Consider the following 15,592-nt stretch of genomic DNA (forward strand, 5'->3'; position numbering starts at 1 on the left):
TTTATTAAAAGAGACAAAATTCGGGAATCAAGTAAGATGAAAACAAAACGGGAAAAGTAACTCAGAAACACATATCTTCTATCAGGAAAAACAGATAAAGAAAGTGTGGTAATTTTGTAAAATATTCAGTTTAAAATTAGGATGCTAACTATTCATTTGGAAGGTTCAATATAGAGAATATAATAAGAGGTATATACTTACTTGAATGACAGTAAAAGTATATACCTCTTATCGATGTGAAACAGTCGCTTTTTCTAATGAAGAATTTTAAACACTAATTCACGCAGAATATCTCCGTCCGACATAGAACTATTTTTCACTCCTTTTGATTTTGCATCAGCATATCGTATTTCTCCAACGATTTGCATCGTCTTAACTCCGCTATATTTACGCATTGCCGCCATATAATCTTTAGCTTGCCAGGGCGTTCTTAGTCCTAACATTGTAGCGATTCCCTGCTCCGATTTGTCAGGAGCATAATATGCCAACATTAAGTTGGAATAGAAACTAAACAGCAGAGACAATGTCATTTGAATCGGGTTAGTTTTCGGATTCTCCTCAAAATATTTTATTATTTTATTTGCTTTAAGAATGTCTTTTTCCACTAGTGCACTTCGCAATTCAAAGTTATTATAATCCTTGCTAATGCCGATATTCTTTTCAATCTGTTCGGGAGTAACACGTTTCTGTCCTGCGGGTAAAGTAATAATCAATTTCTCCAGTTCTCCTGTCAGCCGACTTAAATCTGAGCCGACAAAATCAGCGAGCATGACTGTTGCCTTGGGTTCCATGTCTACGCCTTTCCGTTTCATGTAAGAAGCAATGAAGGCTGGGAGCTGTGCATCTTTTATCTTTTTAGATTCAAACAGCACACCCGTCTTTTCAACTTCGGCGGCCAACTTCTTTCTGCGGTCCAATGTACCATGCTTATGGCATATTACCAAGATAGTTGAATGAAGCGGCTTCTGAAGATAGTAAGACAGTTCCTCCATGTTACGCACTGCTTGTGCCTCCTTGACTACTACCACTTGATGTTCGGACATCATCGGATAACGCTTGGCAGCATTTATGATAGTCGCTACATCTACATCAGCCCCGTATACCACAGTCAGGTTGAATTCCTTTTCCGTATCGTTCAACACATTATCAGTAATGTAATCGGCTATCAGGTCGATATAGTACGATTCCTCTCCCATTAAATAATAAATAGGACGATACTGCTTTGCCTTTAATTCCTTGAGGATATCATCACAGGTCAGCTCTTGTTTTGCCATATATATTTTTCAGAAAGACTGGGTTTACCAGTCAAATTTCAAGTGTTTAACAGTTTTCTTTTCATCAATAATCATACGCAGAGAAGCAATACCGATTTCAACATGCTCCTCTACATAATTTCTGGTAACCAAATTATCACTCTTATCTGTTTTTACTCCGTCGGGAGTCATAGGCTGGTCAGATACTAATAATAATGCACCGGTAGGAATGTGGTTGGCAAAGCCACAACTAAACAAAGTTGCAGTTTCCATGTCGACCGCCATAGCCCGTGTCTTTTTCAGATATTCCTTGAATACATCATCATGTTCCCAAATACGGCGGTTGGTAGTATATACGGTACCGGTCCAATAGTCGCGGCCTTTGTCACGGATTGACGAAGAAACGGCACGCTGTAACATAAATGCGGGTAATGCAGGAACTTCAGGAGGAAAATAATCGTTGGAAGTTCCCTCCCCACGGATAGCCGCAATAGGAAGAATCAAGTCGCCAAGCTGGTTTTTCTTGTCGATACCGCCACATTTTCCCAAGAATAAACACGCTTTGGGACGAATAGCCCCCAGCAAGTCCATGATGATAGCAGCGTTGGGACTTCCCATACCGAAGTTAATCATTGTGATACCTTCGGCAGAAGCAGAAATCATATTTGCATCCCTTCCCAAAATAGGAACATTAAACTGATTTGCGAAAATCTCGACATACTTGTTGAAGTTAGTCAACAGAATATACTCTCCAAAATCCTCCAGGTTACGTTTTGTGTAACGAGGCAGCCAATTAGCTACGATTTCTTCTTTTGTTTTCATAATTATCTATTAAATTTGTGCTCCCGATGATGGGAACCATTATTTAACTTACAAAAATAATAAATGTTATCGTTAAACCTACCAGTATTCGACACTAAAATAAACGTACGAAACGGAAAAAATGTAATTTTCGACGTGATTCGCAAACGATATGTCGCTCTCACTCCGGAAGAATGGGTGCGTCAACACTTCGTTCACTTTCTTATTGCACACAAAGGATATCCGACCGCCCTTCTTGCCAATGAAGTAATGGTAAAGTTGAACGGCACTACCAAGCGGTGTGATACAGTGCTCTATCGCAGGGATTTATCGGCACGCATGATTGTGGAATACAAGGCACCGCACATTGAAATCACACAGACCGTATTCGATCAGATAACCCGGTATAATATGGTACTGAAAGTAGATTACCTGATTGTCAGCAATGGAATGCAACACTATTGCTGCCGAATGGATTATGAACACCAGAGTTATATTTTCCTCCAGGATATTCCAGACTATAATAACTTATAAAAAAGAGTGTCGCTATCCGGTCACGATAGCGACGCTATGTAAAGCACATACCGTCACTATCACATCCATCTACCGACACCCTGATTCAGTCGTCTTCCGGATACTTTCCGGATAGTATTCTATCTTTACATACTCCCTTCCTGCTTATCGTTATTTCCTTTTTTCTTGCTGAATTTCTCCTGCAATTTCTGCATTAATTCATAGAAGTTAGGTATATAAACCGTTGCCAGCAGTGTATTCATTGCCATACCAAAAACAACGGCGGCACCTAATGCAATACGGCTCTGTGCACCTGCTCCAGAAGCAAATAATAACGGCATTACTCCCAATACAAAAGCAAAAGACGTCATTAGGATAGGACGCAACCTGACGTGTCCGGCTTCAAATGCCGACTCACGGATAGAGTTACCCTCGGCATGGAAGTCGCGGGCAAACTCCACAATCAGAATACCATTCTTGGCAGAAAGCGCAACAAGCAAGATAATACCGATTTGAGTATAGATGCTGACCGGAGTTCCCATTACCAGACAGCCTATCATAGCTCCCAATAATGCTACCGGCAATCCGATAACAGCCGCCACCGGACTCGTCCAGCTTTCATATTGTGCAGCCAAAACCAGAAAGGCAACAATCAGAGCCATTACTAAAACAATGGTAGTTGTATTCCCGGCCTGCGTCTCCTGATAAGCAACGGAAGTCCATTCATAACCAAATTCATCGCCCAACTGTTCCTTGAACAATGCTTCCACTTCTTGAATGGCTTGCCCTGTGCTACTTCCCGGAGCGACATTGCAAGTCAGAGAAGCAGTCGAGTACATATTATAACGGTTGATCTGATCCTGTCCTAACTGTTCCTCCACCTTGGTGAAAGATGAAAAAGGCACCATTTCTCCTGCCGCATTGGGAACACTCAGTTTCAAGACATCATCAATCACCCGTTGCGCCTGGTCGCGCGCCTCTATCTTCACTTGGTAGATACGGCCGAATTCTACAAAATCATTTACATACGCCGCACCCATATAATAACTTAATGTAGAGAATACATCATTCAAAGCGATGCCCATAAACTGTACCTTATCCCGGTCGATATTCAGAAAATACTGGGGAACGTTTGCCTGATACTGGCTGGAGACGGAAGCTAAAGCCGGCTTGGAATGATAAGAGGCAAGCATGGCATTGATAGCCTGCTGCATTTCCGTCGGTCCCAGATTTCTCCGGTCTTCCAACTGAAGCTGTAACCCGCCGGACGCTCCCAATCCCGGAATGGCGGGAGGAACCATGGCAAACACAGTCCCAGCCTGAATCGTCATATACGCTTCGCCATTAAAGCGGTTGACAACAGCGGCTGCCGTATGCTCCTTCCCTTTCCTTTCACTCCAGTTTTTCAGTACAACGAAATAAGTGGCCGAGTTACTTTGTTCTCCTCCGCCCATGACGGAAAATCCGGAAATTCCAATATAATTCTCCACTTCCGGATACGAATCTAGAATCCGGTTAATCTTGTCGCCTACCGCCTGTGTACGTTCCAGACTGGCTGCGGGCGGAAGTTGGACAACCGCAATAAAATACCCGTCATCTTCATCCGGAATGAATGTAGACGGCCAGTGCATAAAGAGCAACACGGCAATAGCCGTCAATATGCCATACGACACAAGAGCCATTCCGGGACGTGCCAACAACCATTTGACTATCTTATCATACGCTCCCTGCGTCTTATCATAAGCCTTGTTGAATCCTTTGTATATGAGGAAGTTAGAAGGCTTGCTCTTTTCCAGAAACAACGCACAGAGAGCAGGTGTCAATGTCAGGGAGTTGAAACCGCTCAATACGGTAGAAGCTGCAATAGTCAGCGCAAACTGTTTGTATAATTGTCCGGAAATTCCACTAATCAGCATAGTCGGAATAAATACCGCAAGCAACACAAGCACCACTCCGACGATTGGTCCGGTAATTTCTCCCATAGCTTTCGTCACAGCTTCACGAGTTGAATATTGTCCCGTTTCCAACAATCTCGAAGCGTTCTCCACCACCACTATGGCGTCATCCACCACTATGGCAACTGCCAAAATCAATCCGAACAATGTCAGTGTATTAATAGAAAAGCCGAATGCTGCCATTACCGCCAGTGTACCAATCAGAGACACCGGAATGGTAAGACAAGGAATAATCACCGCCCTCCAGTTCTGCAAAAACAGGAAAATCACAAGTATCACCAGCAGCGTTGTTTCAAAGAAAGTAACCATAACTTCATCAATAGAAGCATGAATCACATCCGTAGTATCCAACGTAACATTATAAGACACTCCTGCCGGGAAGTTGGCGGCCAGTTCCTGCATCTTGGCTTTCACTCCTTTCGAGACATCCAGCGAATTGGAACCCGGTTGCTGATAAATAGCAATAGCCGCCGTAGGCTGCCCTTTCAATCGGGACACCACACTGTAAGAAGCAGATCCCAGATCAATCCTGGCAATATCTTTCAGACGGAGCATGGCCCCATCCTGTTCGCGGTGGATGATAATATTTCCGAACTGTTCGGGAGAACTGAGCCGCCCCTGCACATTCAGTGTATATTGAAAAGCATTCTTATTCTCTTCCCCGATAGGCTGGCCGATATATCCGGCAGATACTTCCATATTCTGCGACTGGATAGACTGATAAACTTGTTGCGGTGAAATATTCCGGATACGCATTGCTTCCGGATCGAGCCAGATACGCATGGAGTAATCCCCTGCTCCCATTACATTCACGGCACCCACTCCGGGCACACGTGTCAACTGGTCGACGAGATTCAACTTTGCATAATTGGTCAGATACAGACTGTTGTAAACAGAATCCTGTGAGGTCATTGTCAGGAACATGACAATATTCGATGATTGTTTCTGTACAGTGACTCCCTGCACCACTACGGGTTCGGGGAGCGATGATTGTGCGACGCTTACCCTGTTTTGTACCTGGACGGTTGCCATATCAATATCCGTACCGACGGCAAATGTGATCGTCAGAGAATAGGCTCCCGAAGAAGATGAATTAGAGGACATATAAAGCATACCGTCTACCCCGTTCACCTGCTGTTCGATAGGAATACCTACTGTTTGGGCAACGGTTTCGGCATTTGCCCCCGGATAAACAGCAGATACCTGTACCGTTGGCGGTGTAATCTCCGGAAATTGCGCTACCGGCAATATATTGAGTGTCACCAGACCGGCTACTACAATCAGCAAGGCAAGGACGGTAGCAAATATCGGTCGGTTGATAAAAAACTTAGAAAACATAAGATTATAGTTTAGGATTAATATTCAGTTTACGGCATCGGTTTTATCTTCATTCCGTCCCTGACCTTCATCAGAGCCTTCGTGACATACCTGTCTTGTGGAGAAAGTCCTCCCGTCACTTGCCGTAAAGTATCACCTATCAACTGCCCTATCTCAATATGCCGGTAACGAACAATGTTAGAATCATTGACAAGATACAAGTATTTTCCCAACTGGTCCGTCCCGATAGAAGCCTCTTTTACCAACATGGCATTATCGGCTTCTCCATACGGTAACGTGATACTTACATATAATCCGCTCTTTAGTATCCCTTGCGGGTTGTCAAAGTTGGCACGAACTGTCAACGTTCCCGTATTCAAGTCCACGTTCGGAGACAGATAATCCAGTGTGGCCGGATACATTTCCGAACCTTCCTTGCCCAACTGAACCATTATTTTCTTCGGAAGTTCCTGTGCACTTTGCCGGTTGTTCATCAACATTTCCAGCCATTGGTTGTCAGCTACATTGAAATATGCGTACATTTGATTATCCTTATAGATAGTAGCCAAAGTGACAGGCTGCAACGAACCGCCCACATAGCTGCCTACATCAACAGTTGCTTTACTGATCGTTCCGTCAAACGGAGCGCGGACATAGCAATAGCTCAGATTCGTATGGGCCGTGCTCAAAGCTGCTTCCGCATTATTGACCGCCGCCACACCTTCTGCCACGGAAGATTCCGCTTGAAGTACCTGTATCTGACTCACGGCATCGCTTTTGACAGCTTCTTTCATACGGCTGTAATTGCTGCGGGCATATTCCAACTGGGCTTGGGCCGTTTTTAGTGCAGCTTCCGCCTGTTCCACCTTATCCTTATATAAGGTAGGTTCGATGACAAACAATAATTGTCCTTGTTTCACCCGTCCTCCTGCAGTATACGAAGTCGATTGCAGCGTTCCGTTCACTCTGGCCACCAGGTTTACAGTCTTTTCCGTTGTCAGATAGCCCGGATAATCTTTCGTCAGAGTTACATTCTTTATTATTGGTTTAGCTACGCTAATTTCCGGAGTTGGCATCCCTCCCATTGCTCCTGCGCTTTTTTTCTCCTTGCAACCGGTCAATATCGGCAGCGCAAAGAAAATATACATTAGTTTTTTCATATCCGTTACGTTAGGTTATATTTTTATTTATAGATTCTTTATTCTTGCCAACCGCCTCCCAAAGCCTTGTAGAGAGTTATCAACTGGAGTAGCGAATTCCCCTGTGCCTGTACCAACTGATTCTCATAGGACAACAAAGACCGCTGTGCATCCAACACATTCTGAAAGGGAGAAAGCCCCTGTTTATAAAGTTCCAATGAAAGTTTCAGTGTCTCAATTCCCTGATTGCGTACTTCGCGCAGCGCTACAATCTGCTTGATTGAATTCCGGTAAGAATTCATTGCATTATCTGTTTCCTGTACAGCAGTCAGGACAGTCTGATTGAATTGGTTGATTGATTCGTCCAGTTGGGCTTTAGCCAGTCGTGTAGCATTAACCAACTGCCCTCCGCTGAAAAGCGTCCAACTCATTGACGGTGCAATCTCATACATCATGCTTTTACTCTTTGTCAAGTCTTTCAAGTCACGAGCCGCATAACCGAACGAGCCTTTCAGAAAAACTTTCGGCAACCAGTCCGCCTTTGAAGCTCCGAGCAATGCCGCTTGTGCGTTTACGCTTCGTTCCGCACTCCGCACATCGGGACGTCTCATCAACAGATCGACAGGCATTCCCACGCCGATCGGTTCCATATAGTCGGGCAATATTCCGACAGGTTCCAGTACCGGACGAATGTCCTGCGGATACATTCCCAGCAAAACTGCTAACATCGTAATATACTGATTGATACCGGCTTCCAGTTGTGGAATGGAAGCTTTTGTGCTATATAACACAGACTTAGCCTGTGCGACATCCAGCTTAGCCACTAATCCAGTGTTATACCGTACTTCCGTGATTTTCAGTACTTCTTCCTGAGAAGCGCAGTTTTTATTCACAACTTCAAGTTCCTGTTGCAGTTCCCTCAAATTGATATAGGCCGAAGCCACTTCCGCCGCCATAGAAATCATTACTCCGGTATATTCCTCCTTACTGGCAGCAAAGTTCTCTTTCTGTGCCTTTACCCGTTTGCGGATACTACCGAACACATCAATTTCCCAACTCATGCTGAGTGATGCATCATAATAATGTTCCGTAGTTTGGGGAATTGAGCTTGTATTTCCACTTGTTTCCTGTCGGGTCCAACCGGCATTCAATCCGATTGAAGGAAAGAAATTGCCACGTTCGGCCCAAAGGTTGGCACGGGCAGCAGCGATGCGGTTAATTGCCATTGCAACGGAATAGTTACGGTCTACCGCCAAAGCAATCAGAGAATCCAGTTTGCTGTCCCCGAAAGATTTCCACCAATGGTCGTCTACCGGAAGTGTCTGTTGAAACACTTCCCCATTTTCTTCCCAGCCGTTAGGGAGAGGAGCTTTCAAATAGCGGTTTGCAGTTTGCCCAACCGCAGTCACAGTTGAAAGAAACAAAAGGAGCGATATGCTCCATGCTCGTATGTTCATATTCAGTTCAGGTTTTTATGAAATGAAAAGATAACAACTAAAGGGTGAGTTTGTTTACCGGCGTAACGACAGAACAAAGTTTCTATTCAGCGTGATGTTATCTTGGGTACGAGATCCCTGTTTATACGGACACTGATAAAAAAAGCCCTGCATTGTTGCAGGGCTTCCTATATTAAACAGTAACTTTAACTACTTGTTAATGGATGACTTCTCTTATTCAGCAGTTTTTCTTCTGATAGCTCTTTTAGTAGTTGGTGCTGGAGCTTCTTCTACCTTGTGCTCGATTTGTATGCCAGCCAATTCAGGGTCAATCATGATGCGTCCGCAATATTCGCAAACGATTACCTTCTTACGTGAACGGATGTCCAACTGTCTCTGAGGCGGAATCTTGTTAAAGCAACCACCACAAGCATCACGCTGTACGTATACAATACCCAAACCGTTGCGGGAGTTCTTACGGATACGCTTAAATGACTGTAACAAGCGCGGTTCGATCTTAGTTTCCAGGTCTTTAGCCTTGTCTCTCAGTTTTTCTTCTTCCTGCTTGGTTTCAGAAATGATTTCGTCCAGTTCGCCTTTCTTCTGTTCAAGGTCTTTCTGCCTTTCGTCAAGCACCAGTTCATTCTTTGCTACTTCAGCCTCTTTTTCTTCTTTATCTGCAGAATACTCTTTAATTCTCTTTTCACAAAGTTCGATTTCCAATGTCTGGAACTCGATCTCTTTGGTCAGGAAGTCGTATTCGCGGTTATTGCGAACGTTGTCCTGTTGCGACTTATATTTTTCTACTGAAGATTTAGCAGTTTCAATTTCCACCTTCTTGCCGGCAATAGCAACTCTCAGTTCCTCCACTTCTGCTTTGATCTTGTCGATACGAGTACTCAAACCGGCAATTTCATCTTCAAGGTCCTGTACTTCCAATGGAAGTTCACCTCTCAATGTTTTGATTTCATCAATCTTAGACAACATCGTTTGTAGTTGGAACAGCGTCTTCAACTTCTGTTCTACTGTCAACTCATTCGGATCTTTTTTTGCTTCTCTAGCCATTTTACTTACAAATATTTTATGGGATTCGTATTTATTTTACTCAATTGGAGCGCAAAATTAGAAATTTCTTTTGTATATTGTTCGCTTTCGTAATGACCAATTTCCGTCATCAGGATTTCCCCTTCGTGACCGAAATAATCATGATACTTTATCTCACCTGTAATAAAAACATCCGCTCCCGACCGGATTGCCTGTGGAAGCAGAAACGCGCCTGCACCTCCGCATAGTGCTACTTTTCGTATTTCCCTGCCCGTCAACTTATTATGGCGCAGACAGCCAACCTCGAAGGTTTTTTTGATACGTTTCAGAAATTCAAGTTCGGTTTCCGATTCATCCAGTTCACCGATAATTCCCGAGCCTGCCTGTGTCCAGTCGTTCTGCAACGGATAAATGTCGAACGCCGGTTCCTCATAAGGATGAACGGCCAGCAAGGCTCTGACGACTGCCGATTTTTTGAATGCAGGGAGGATAGTCTCTATCCTTACTTCTCCTTCACGATGCAATTCGCCGATTGCCCCACAGAAAGGATGCGTTCCCTCCTTTGCCCGGAAAGTCCCCTCTCCTTCTAAATTGTAACTGCATGAATCATAGTTGCCTATGTTTCCGCATCCCGCAGCAAACAGCGCTTCCCGCACTGCATCAGCTTGCGTATTAGGAACAAATGTAACCAATTTAATCAGGCTATTCTCCTTCGGTTCAAGTACTTTCAGATTCTTCAGTCCGATTTTTTCGGCTATCTTATAATTCACTCCGCCTTGGGCATTATCAAGATTGGTATGTGCCGAATAGATCACAATATCATTCTTTATTGCTTTCAGCATACAGCGTTCCACATAATCTTTGCCCGTAATGGACTTATATCCTTTAAAAATCAGCGGATGATGTGATATGACGAGATTGTATCCCAACGCGATAGCTTCATCCAACACAGCCTCGGTGACGTCAAGACACAACAAAGCCCCTGCTGCTTCCGCATCTGTCAATCCGATTTGCAGGCCGGCATTATCGAAACCGTCTTGCAATGGCAGAGGCGCGAATTGTTCAAGGGCGCTTACTATTTCCTTAATTTTCATTATTCGTAGAAAATTTGGTTGCAAATATAAGAAAATAAAAGGGAACAAACACTCTTTGTTCTCATTTTTTTAGTAAATTTGTCGCCTATCCTATAATTATTGAACACGATGAAAACAATTTTATTCTATTTTCTACTAACTATTTTGGCAGTTTCCTGTCAATTGAAACAGAGCGAGAATACCGAAAAGGAAGTTTCCGACAACGTAAGTAACAGTGATACTGAAGAATGTATTGCGGACACAATAAGCGCCACCGCTATCTTCTGGATAGATAAAGCGGAGACAAAACATTGCAAAGAATGGGGATTCCGTACTGTTAAAGCAAAAGTTCTCATTCATGAAAACGGAAAGGTCGATTTAGAGGCTTTCGTCAAAAAACAATCGCCGGATATGGAGAAGTATGTACGGCATCATCTCGCTAAATTTCAAGTATCAGAAAAAATGTTGGAAAGCGGATATGTGCAACTGGGTGAACAGTTCGTTCAGCTTCGTTGCTTATATGGGAAAGTCAAAGCAAAGTAAGACTCCGCCCTCTTCCAACAGGGGACGATTTCTCCCGACCGGTTAGACTTGGTGTTTCGAGCGTATGAAACTCCAGTTCCAAGGCTGGAAACTGTAGTTTCATACGCTCGAAACCGGAGTTTCTAAGGCTGGAAACTGTAATTTCCCATAAGGGAAACTAGAAGTATATATACAAAAAAAGAACTGAAATCCTTGTCCACACCAATCAAAAAGGGTAGCTAAGCTGGTGTTGCAGATAAAGTATCTGCAATGCATCTGCAACGGTATCTGCAATACCTATAACTCTTTGATTTAAAGTTTGATACAAGTGTGTGTTGCAGATGTTGCAGTAAAATAATAGAAATAAGAATTCTTCTTCAAATTTGGTGGTAATTTAGCCAGTCGGTGGTATCTCCATTCCTCTCCTTATCAAATTATTATTTTCCTAATTAATTTTACCGTCAAATTTGAAGAAGAACCAAATAACTTGTATGAGGAAAGATAGAAATTCCTCCAACTACCCAAAATCATCAAGGGGAATTTCTTCTTTCCGTGAGAACAGTCTTTTTATTCCGGTAGAACTCCTGTGACAACATTATTGCATTTGAAATCATCTATTGCATACTCGGTGGGCCGATACCAAGTCACATAATGAAATGCTCCTCCGGGTTTATTGTCTGTAAGTATTGTCTTACCGTCAATTGTTACCGGAATCATTATCGTCTTTTCTCCTTCAGTCGCCGTCTCATAAGTAAATTCGATTTCAGTTGCAAACTCTACATTTCTCCATGTAATAATCGTTTGCTCACCTGATTTGGTTATGGACGAATAACGGGCGTTAATTAGACCGGATTTATAACTGTTTCCATAAGATTTTCCACTGGCTTCTACCACTAATGATTCATTGCCATACAAGTCCTTGGTTACAATCTCAAAAGAATAAGTGCCTTCAGGCATATCTTCCAGCAATACCGGAACACCATTAACACCGGAAGCCGGCAGCTCTTTTACCAGAGAATTCTGACGAACATTCCAATAAATAACACACTCTTTAATACGTTGTGCTGTATAGAACAGGTCCAACTGAATGCGTTCATTTCCGGGGCGAACCACTACCGCATCCACTTTTGCTGCATAAATATGTTCTCCCTGATCCAAATAAGGCTGATGCAAATCATTCATATCAGAGCAAGAAACAAGAAAGGATATTAGCACAATCCATAGATAATTATAATTATTCTTCATTTTCATTTTTCTTTAATTTAGTCATTTCTTATTTAGGAAATTCAAAGCCTTCCGGTCTGCCCCACATCTGGAACTCCATGAAGCACATGAATAATCCGCCACTCCAGGTTTCGAGCACTTCAACACGATAATATTTATATGCCGGCATATTTACATCAATATCAAAGTCCTCGCCTTGTCTTGCATATTCCAGATCTTCATTTGTATTTACCGATGAATTTGAAGGTTTTATTGATTCAAATTCTCCCACCGGTTCCCATTTGAGATATTCTTCCGGATTGCTTTCATTATCAATTTGGGCACCTGCCAACGGATAATCATTTCTACCCAACAATCTGAAACGTTTCAAGTTTCCATGCGTATATTCATAATCCTTACGTTGCTGTATCCTGATACGGCTTAGTTTTACCGGACCTTGTTTCACGTTAAACGTAAAATAAGCAGGCCAATATCCATCAGCTTTCGACTGATATCCGGTGGTAGTATTATCATCGAATAGACGATTCAATGTCCACCCCCAGTCAACGGGCGCACTATGACTTTGCATTGGTTCTATTGATTTAGCCGGGACTCTTTCCTCAAACATTGGCGTCAAGGTGATGTCCTGTTTGTCCGTTATGTTATCCCAACGGTCCGAGACGTAATATCTCAACTTTGTATCTTCCGCTGCCATGCCACGAATCTTGCGGACACCATTTTTGGCTTTGGTATAGATTTTCTCTAAAGAGACATACTCGTTCTTCTCGTTCATGACATCAATATTAATCACAATATTCGATTCTGTCGGATTATTGTAAGTTACATTAATGCCTCCGAAAGCAGCTTCCAGTTTCAATTCTTTCTGTACGCCAAAAATGGGTGCTTCCAATGGTTGCACTTTCACTTCCAGCGGTTCCGATTCATTCTGGCTTCTATCTACCGATACCAAAGTCACAAGACGTTCATTCGTGTCTCCAAACCCTTGTAATTCAAGTATATTAGTATATACCGAAGATTTTACTTCCGACCTTTGCCCGTTATTTAAAATAAATGTCGCTTTCACATACAGCAAATCTTCATCATCCGGAAGTGTATAAGTCAACAAGGCTCCTCCCGGGGTATTTTGCACTTGTACCCCGGTCACATTTTGGGGAGGCATATTATCTACCGGGGTTTGCCCGACACTTTCTTCTGCACAACTATATAGTAATATAGCAATGCATAACATATTTATGATGCCAACGATCTTTTTCATAATTCTTCTTTTTAAATTACCAGCCATAATTTTGTACCAGATTCTTGTTAACCGTCAAGTTATACTCCTTAATAGGCCAAAGATATTCTTTGCGGGTGAAGCTGCGACGATCTATTGATATTACATTATAATAATCCTCTTTATCTGCTCCGTCTATGTTCCAAGTGCGAACATCTTTGTTCAATTCATTCTCCGCTTCCTTCCACCTGCGTAAATCCCAGGTGCGAGCGCCTTCCATAGCCAGCTCAATACGACGCTCACGATGAATAATCTCACGAAGACCCTCTTTACTCAACGGCTTATCCGGGTAAATGGAATATTTTTGCCAAGCTTCCTTAACTCCTTTCAATCCGGCACGTTTGCGCACTAAATCCAAGTATTTGTATGCATCATCCGGTGGGGTGGATGCAGATTCGTTCAATGTTTCTGCATACAACAAATATAAATCGGCCACTCGGATTATCGGGAACGGAATCCTTCCGTCACCTCCCCATGTACCGGAACCTCCTGTTGAAGTATCCATTAACGGGCTATGCAGTTTCTTTGCCCAATATCCTGTAAAACTGTACGACTCTCCTGATTTTCCGGCTATCTCTGTACTTGCATTACCTGCATAAGCTCTAATATAACGTACTTCATCCTTGTTGTTATAATCTTTTCTCTTAAAGTCATATTTTCCGTTTCCCCACCAGATAGCTCTGTTGAAACCGATAGAGGCATAAAAACGAAGTTCACGGTCGAAATGCAAGCCGGCGGTATATTCGCCTTCCCGGATATACCATTTATATTCTGAAGTAGCCAGACGGGGTTCATAACGATGTTGATAGTCAAATTCACGGTCTTCTTCCATAGGTACGCCATTCTTGGTGTAATAAGCTTCCACTACATCAAATGTAGGGGAAAACAATTGCGATACCCACACTTGTGAGGCTTCTTTCGCAGAAACCTTACAACTAGTATATCTTTGTACTCGGTCAACAAAATGATTCTTCACAGATCCCCATACAGTTTCCTTATTCCATTTGGAGATCATTATAGCACGGAGATAATACTCTTGTTTTAAAGTATCAACCTCTACACCTACCAGTTCGGGAATCATAGGAACATCTTCGGGAAAAAGTAAACCTCCGTCAGCTGCTTCGATTGCATCAATCGCGGCTTTACACGCATCGGCTGCCAGTTTCCATTTGTTATCATCTTTTTCAATACTAAACAGATGTACATTTCTGTTATCCACCACATTGGCATAATCCGGATTACCATTGAATAAAGGACTTGCTGACATTGTCAACAATTGCGCCTTTACACTCAAAGCAATCGCTTTCGTTGCACGCCCCATTTCATTACTTCGGTCTTGTATCTTCTCTGGAAGATCTACAATGGCTTCGTCCAACAAGTTACTGACATATTGCACACATTCGTCAAACGGAGTACGATACTGTGCCATTTGCTCCGGAGTATCGGAAACCGGCTGGTTCTCCTTTATCAAAACGATCGGACCATACATACGCATCAGGTAGAAATGATAAAATGCTTTCAAGAATTTCACTTCCGCCACCCAACGTTTGCGTTCGTATTCTTCCAGGTCATAAGGACGGTTTACATTTTCCAGGAAAATATTACAGTCGCGAATTGCCTTGTAAAGAGGTTGCCCGAACCAGACTTTACCAAATTGGTTGGATTGTTCTTCGTATTGGCCATCCCAAGTATTGCCTATCGGATTCGTTTTATTCTGAAGTCCGAATGTCAGTCCCCACATTTTGCGATCTAACCCATTTTTTACTGTGGTCATTTCACCAAAATAAAACTCATCCGCCCCCTGAAAGTCAGGAGTCTCAATAAAGTCTCCCATTGCGGGCAAATAACTGTAACACGTGAACAGGTATCCTTCGCAAGCGTGCCGATTAGCAAAAGCATGATCGAGCGTCGGAACATTATCGGGCACAACATCCAGATAATCACTGCATGAAGAAACGAATAATCCCGCCATTAAGACGATAATTACATTCTTTGTTGTCCTTTTTATTGTATTAAATTTCATCTTTTTCAAGTTTAAGGAT

General features: G+C 42.8%; 12 protein-coding genes. 2 read left to right on the top strand and 10 right to left on the bottom strand.

Going from position 1 to position 15,592, the window contains the following annotated elements:
- Positions 1–254 precede the first annotated feature (254 nt).
- On the bottom strand, positions 255–1,274 hold the full coding sequence (gene holA, locus BHV72_RS12170) for a DNA polymerase III subunit delta (RefSeq protein ID WP_005675826.1): 1,020 nt from the start codon (positions 1,272–1,274) through the stop codon (positions 255–257).
- A gap of 24 nt (positions 1,275–1,298) precedes the next feature.
- Positions 1,299–2,075 carry an AMP nucleosidase gene (locus BHV72_RS12175; RefSeq protein WP_005675827.1) on the bottom strand — a complete coding sequence of 259 codons (777 nt, stop codon included), beginning with the start codon at positions 2,073–2,075 and terminating at the stop codon, positions 1,299–1,301.
- 63 nt (positions 2,076–2,138) lie between these two features.
- On the opposite strand from BHV72_RS12175, the gene BHV72_RS12180 reads away from it, so the two are divergent.
- Positions 2,139–2,588, top strand: coding sequence for a type I restriction enzyme HsdR N-terminal domain-containing protein (locus BHV72_RS12180; protein WP_005675829.1), 450 nt, complete (start codon positions 2,139–2,141; stop codon positions 2,586–2,588).
- A 125-nt stretch (positions 2,589–2,713) separates the two neighbouring features.
- Here the strand turns inward: BHV72_RS12180 and BHV72_RS12185 are convergent, their stop codons facing one another.
- From BHV72_RS12185 to BHV72_RS12205, 5 genes are all read right to left on the bottom strand, one after another.
- A complete protein-coding gene (locus tag BHV72_RS12185) occupies positions 2,714–5,860 on the bottom strand; it encodes an efflux RND transporter permease subunit (RefSeq protein WP_055256338.1) in 3,147 nt (1,048 codons plus the stop codon).
- A gap of 29 nt (positions 5,861–5,889) precedes the next feature.
- Positions 5,890–6,999 carry an efflux RND transporter periplasmic adaptor subunit gene (locus BHV72_RS12190; protein ID WP_022043018.1) on the bottom strand — a complete coding sequence of 370 codons (1,110 nt, stop codon included), beginning with the start codon at positions 6,997–6,999 and terminating at the stop codon, positions 5,890–5,892.
- Positions 7,000–7,037: 38 nt separating this feature from the next.
- Complete coding sequence (locus tag BHV72_RS12195) at positions 7,038–8,435, bottom strand: efflux transporter outer membrane subunit (RefSeq protein WP_055256339.1); 1,398 nt, start codon at positions 8,433–8,435, stop codon at positions 7,038–7,040.
- A gap of 213 nt (positions 8,436–8,648) precedes the next feature.
- On the bottom strand, positions 8,649–9,479 hold the full coding sequence (locus tag BHV72_RS12200; RefSeq protein WP_005675833.1) for a zinc ribbon domain-containing protein: 831 nt from the start codon (positions 9,477–9,479) through the stop codon (positions 8,649–8,651).
- Positions 9,480–9,484: 5 nt separating this feature from the next.
- A complete protein-coding gene (locus tag BHV72_RS12205) occupies positions 9,485–10,552 on the bottom strand; it encodes a Nif3-like dinuclear metal center hexameric protein (RefSeq protein ID WP_286856102.1) in 1,068 nt (355 codons plus the stop codon).
- 108 nt (positions 10,553–10,660) lie between these two features.
- On the opposite strand from BHV72_RS12205, the gene BHV72_RS12210 reads away from it, so the two are divergent.
- Positions 10,661–11,074 carry a DUF4891 domain-containing protein gene (locus BHV72_RS12210; protein WP_286856103.1) on the top strand — a complete coding sequence of 138 codons (414 nt, stop codon included), beginning with the start codon at positions 10,661–10,663 and terminating at the stop codon, positions 11,072–11,074.
- A 546-nt stretch (positions 11,075–11,620) separates the two neighbouring features.
- Here the strand turns inward: BHV72_RS12210 and BHV72_RS12215 are convergent.
- From BHV72_RS12215 to BHV72_RS12225, 3 genes are read right to left on the bottom strand one after another with little or no spacing between them, the layout of a single operon-like run.
- Positions 11,621–12,298 (bottom strand): DUF4998 domain-containing protein, encoded by a 678-nt coding sequence (locus BHV72_RS12215; RefSeq protein WP_005681138.1) that lies wholly within the window; start codon positions 12,296–12,298, stop codon positions 11,621–11,623.
- Between the two features lie 28 nt (positions 12,299–12,326).
- A complete protein-coding gene (locus BHV72_RS12220; protein ID WP_240050704.1) occupies positions 12,327–13,532 on the bottom strand; it encodes a DUF4959 domain-containing protein in 1,206 nt (401 codons plus the stop codon).
- A gap of 16 nt (positions 13,533–13,548) precedes the next feature.
- A complete protein-coding gene (locus BHV72_RS12225) occupies positions 13,549–15,573 on the bottom strand; it encodes a RagB/SusD family nutrient uptake outer membrane protein (RefSeq protein ID WP_149928054.1) in 2,025 nt (674 codons plus the stop codon).
- Positions 15,574–15,592: the final 19 nt, after the last annotated feature.

This window comes from Bacteroides sp. 43_46 (genome assembly GCF_001915455.1).
Lineage (GTDB): Bacteria > Bacteroidota > Bacteroidia > Bacteroidales > Bacteroidaceae > Bacteroides > Bacteroides caccae.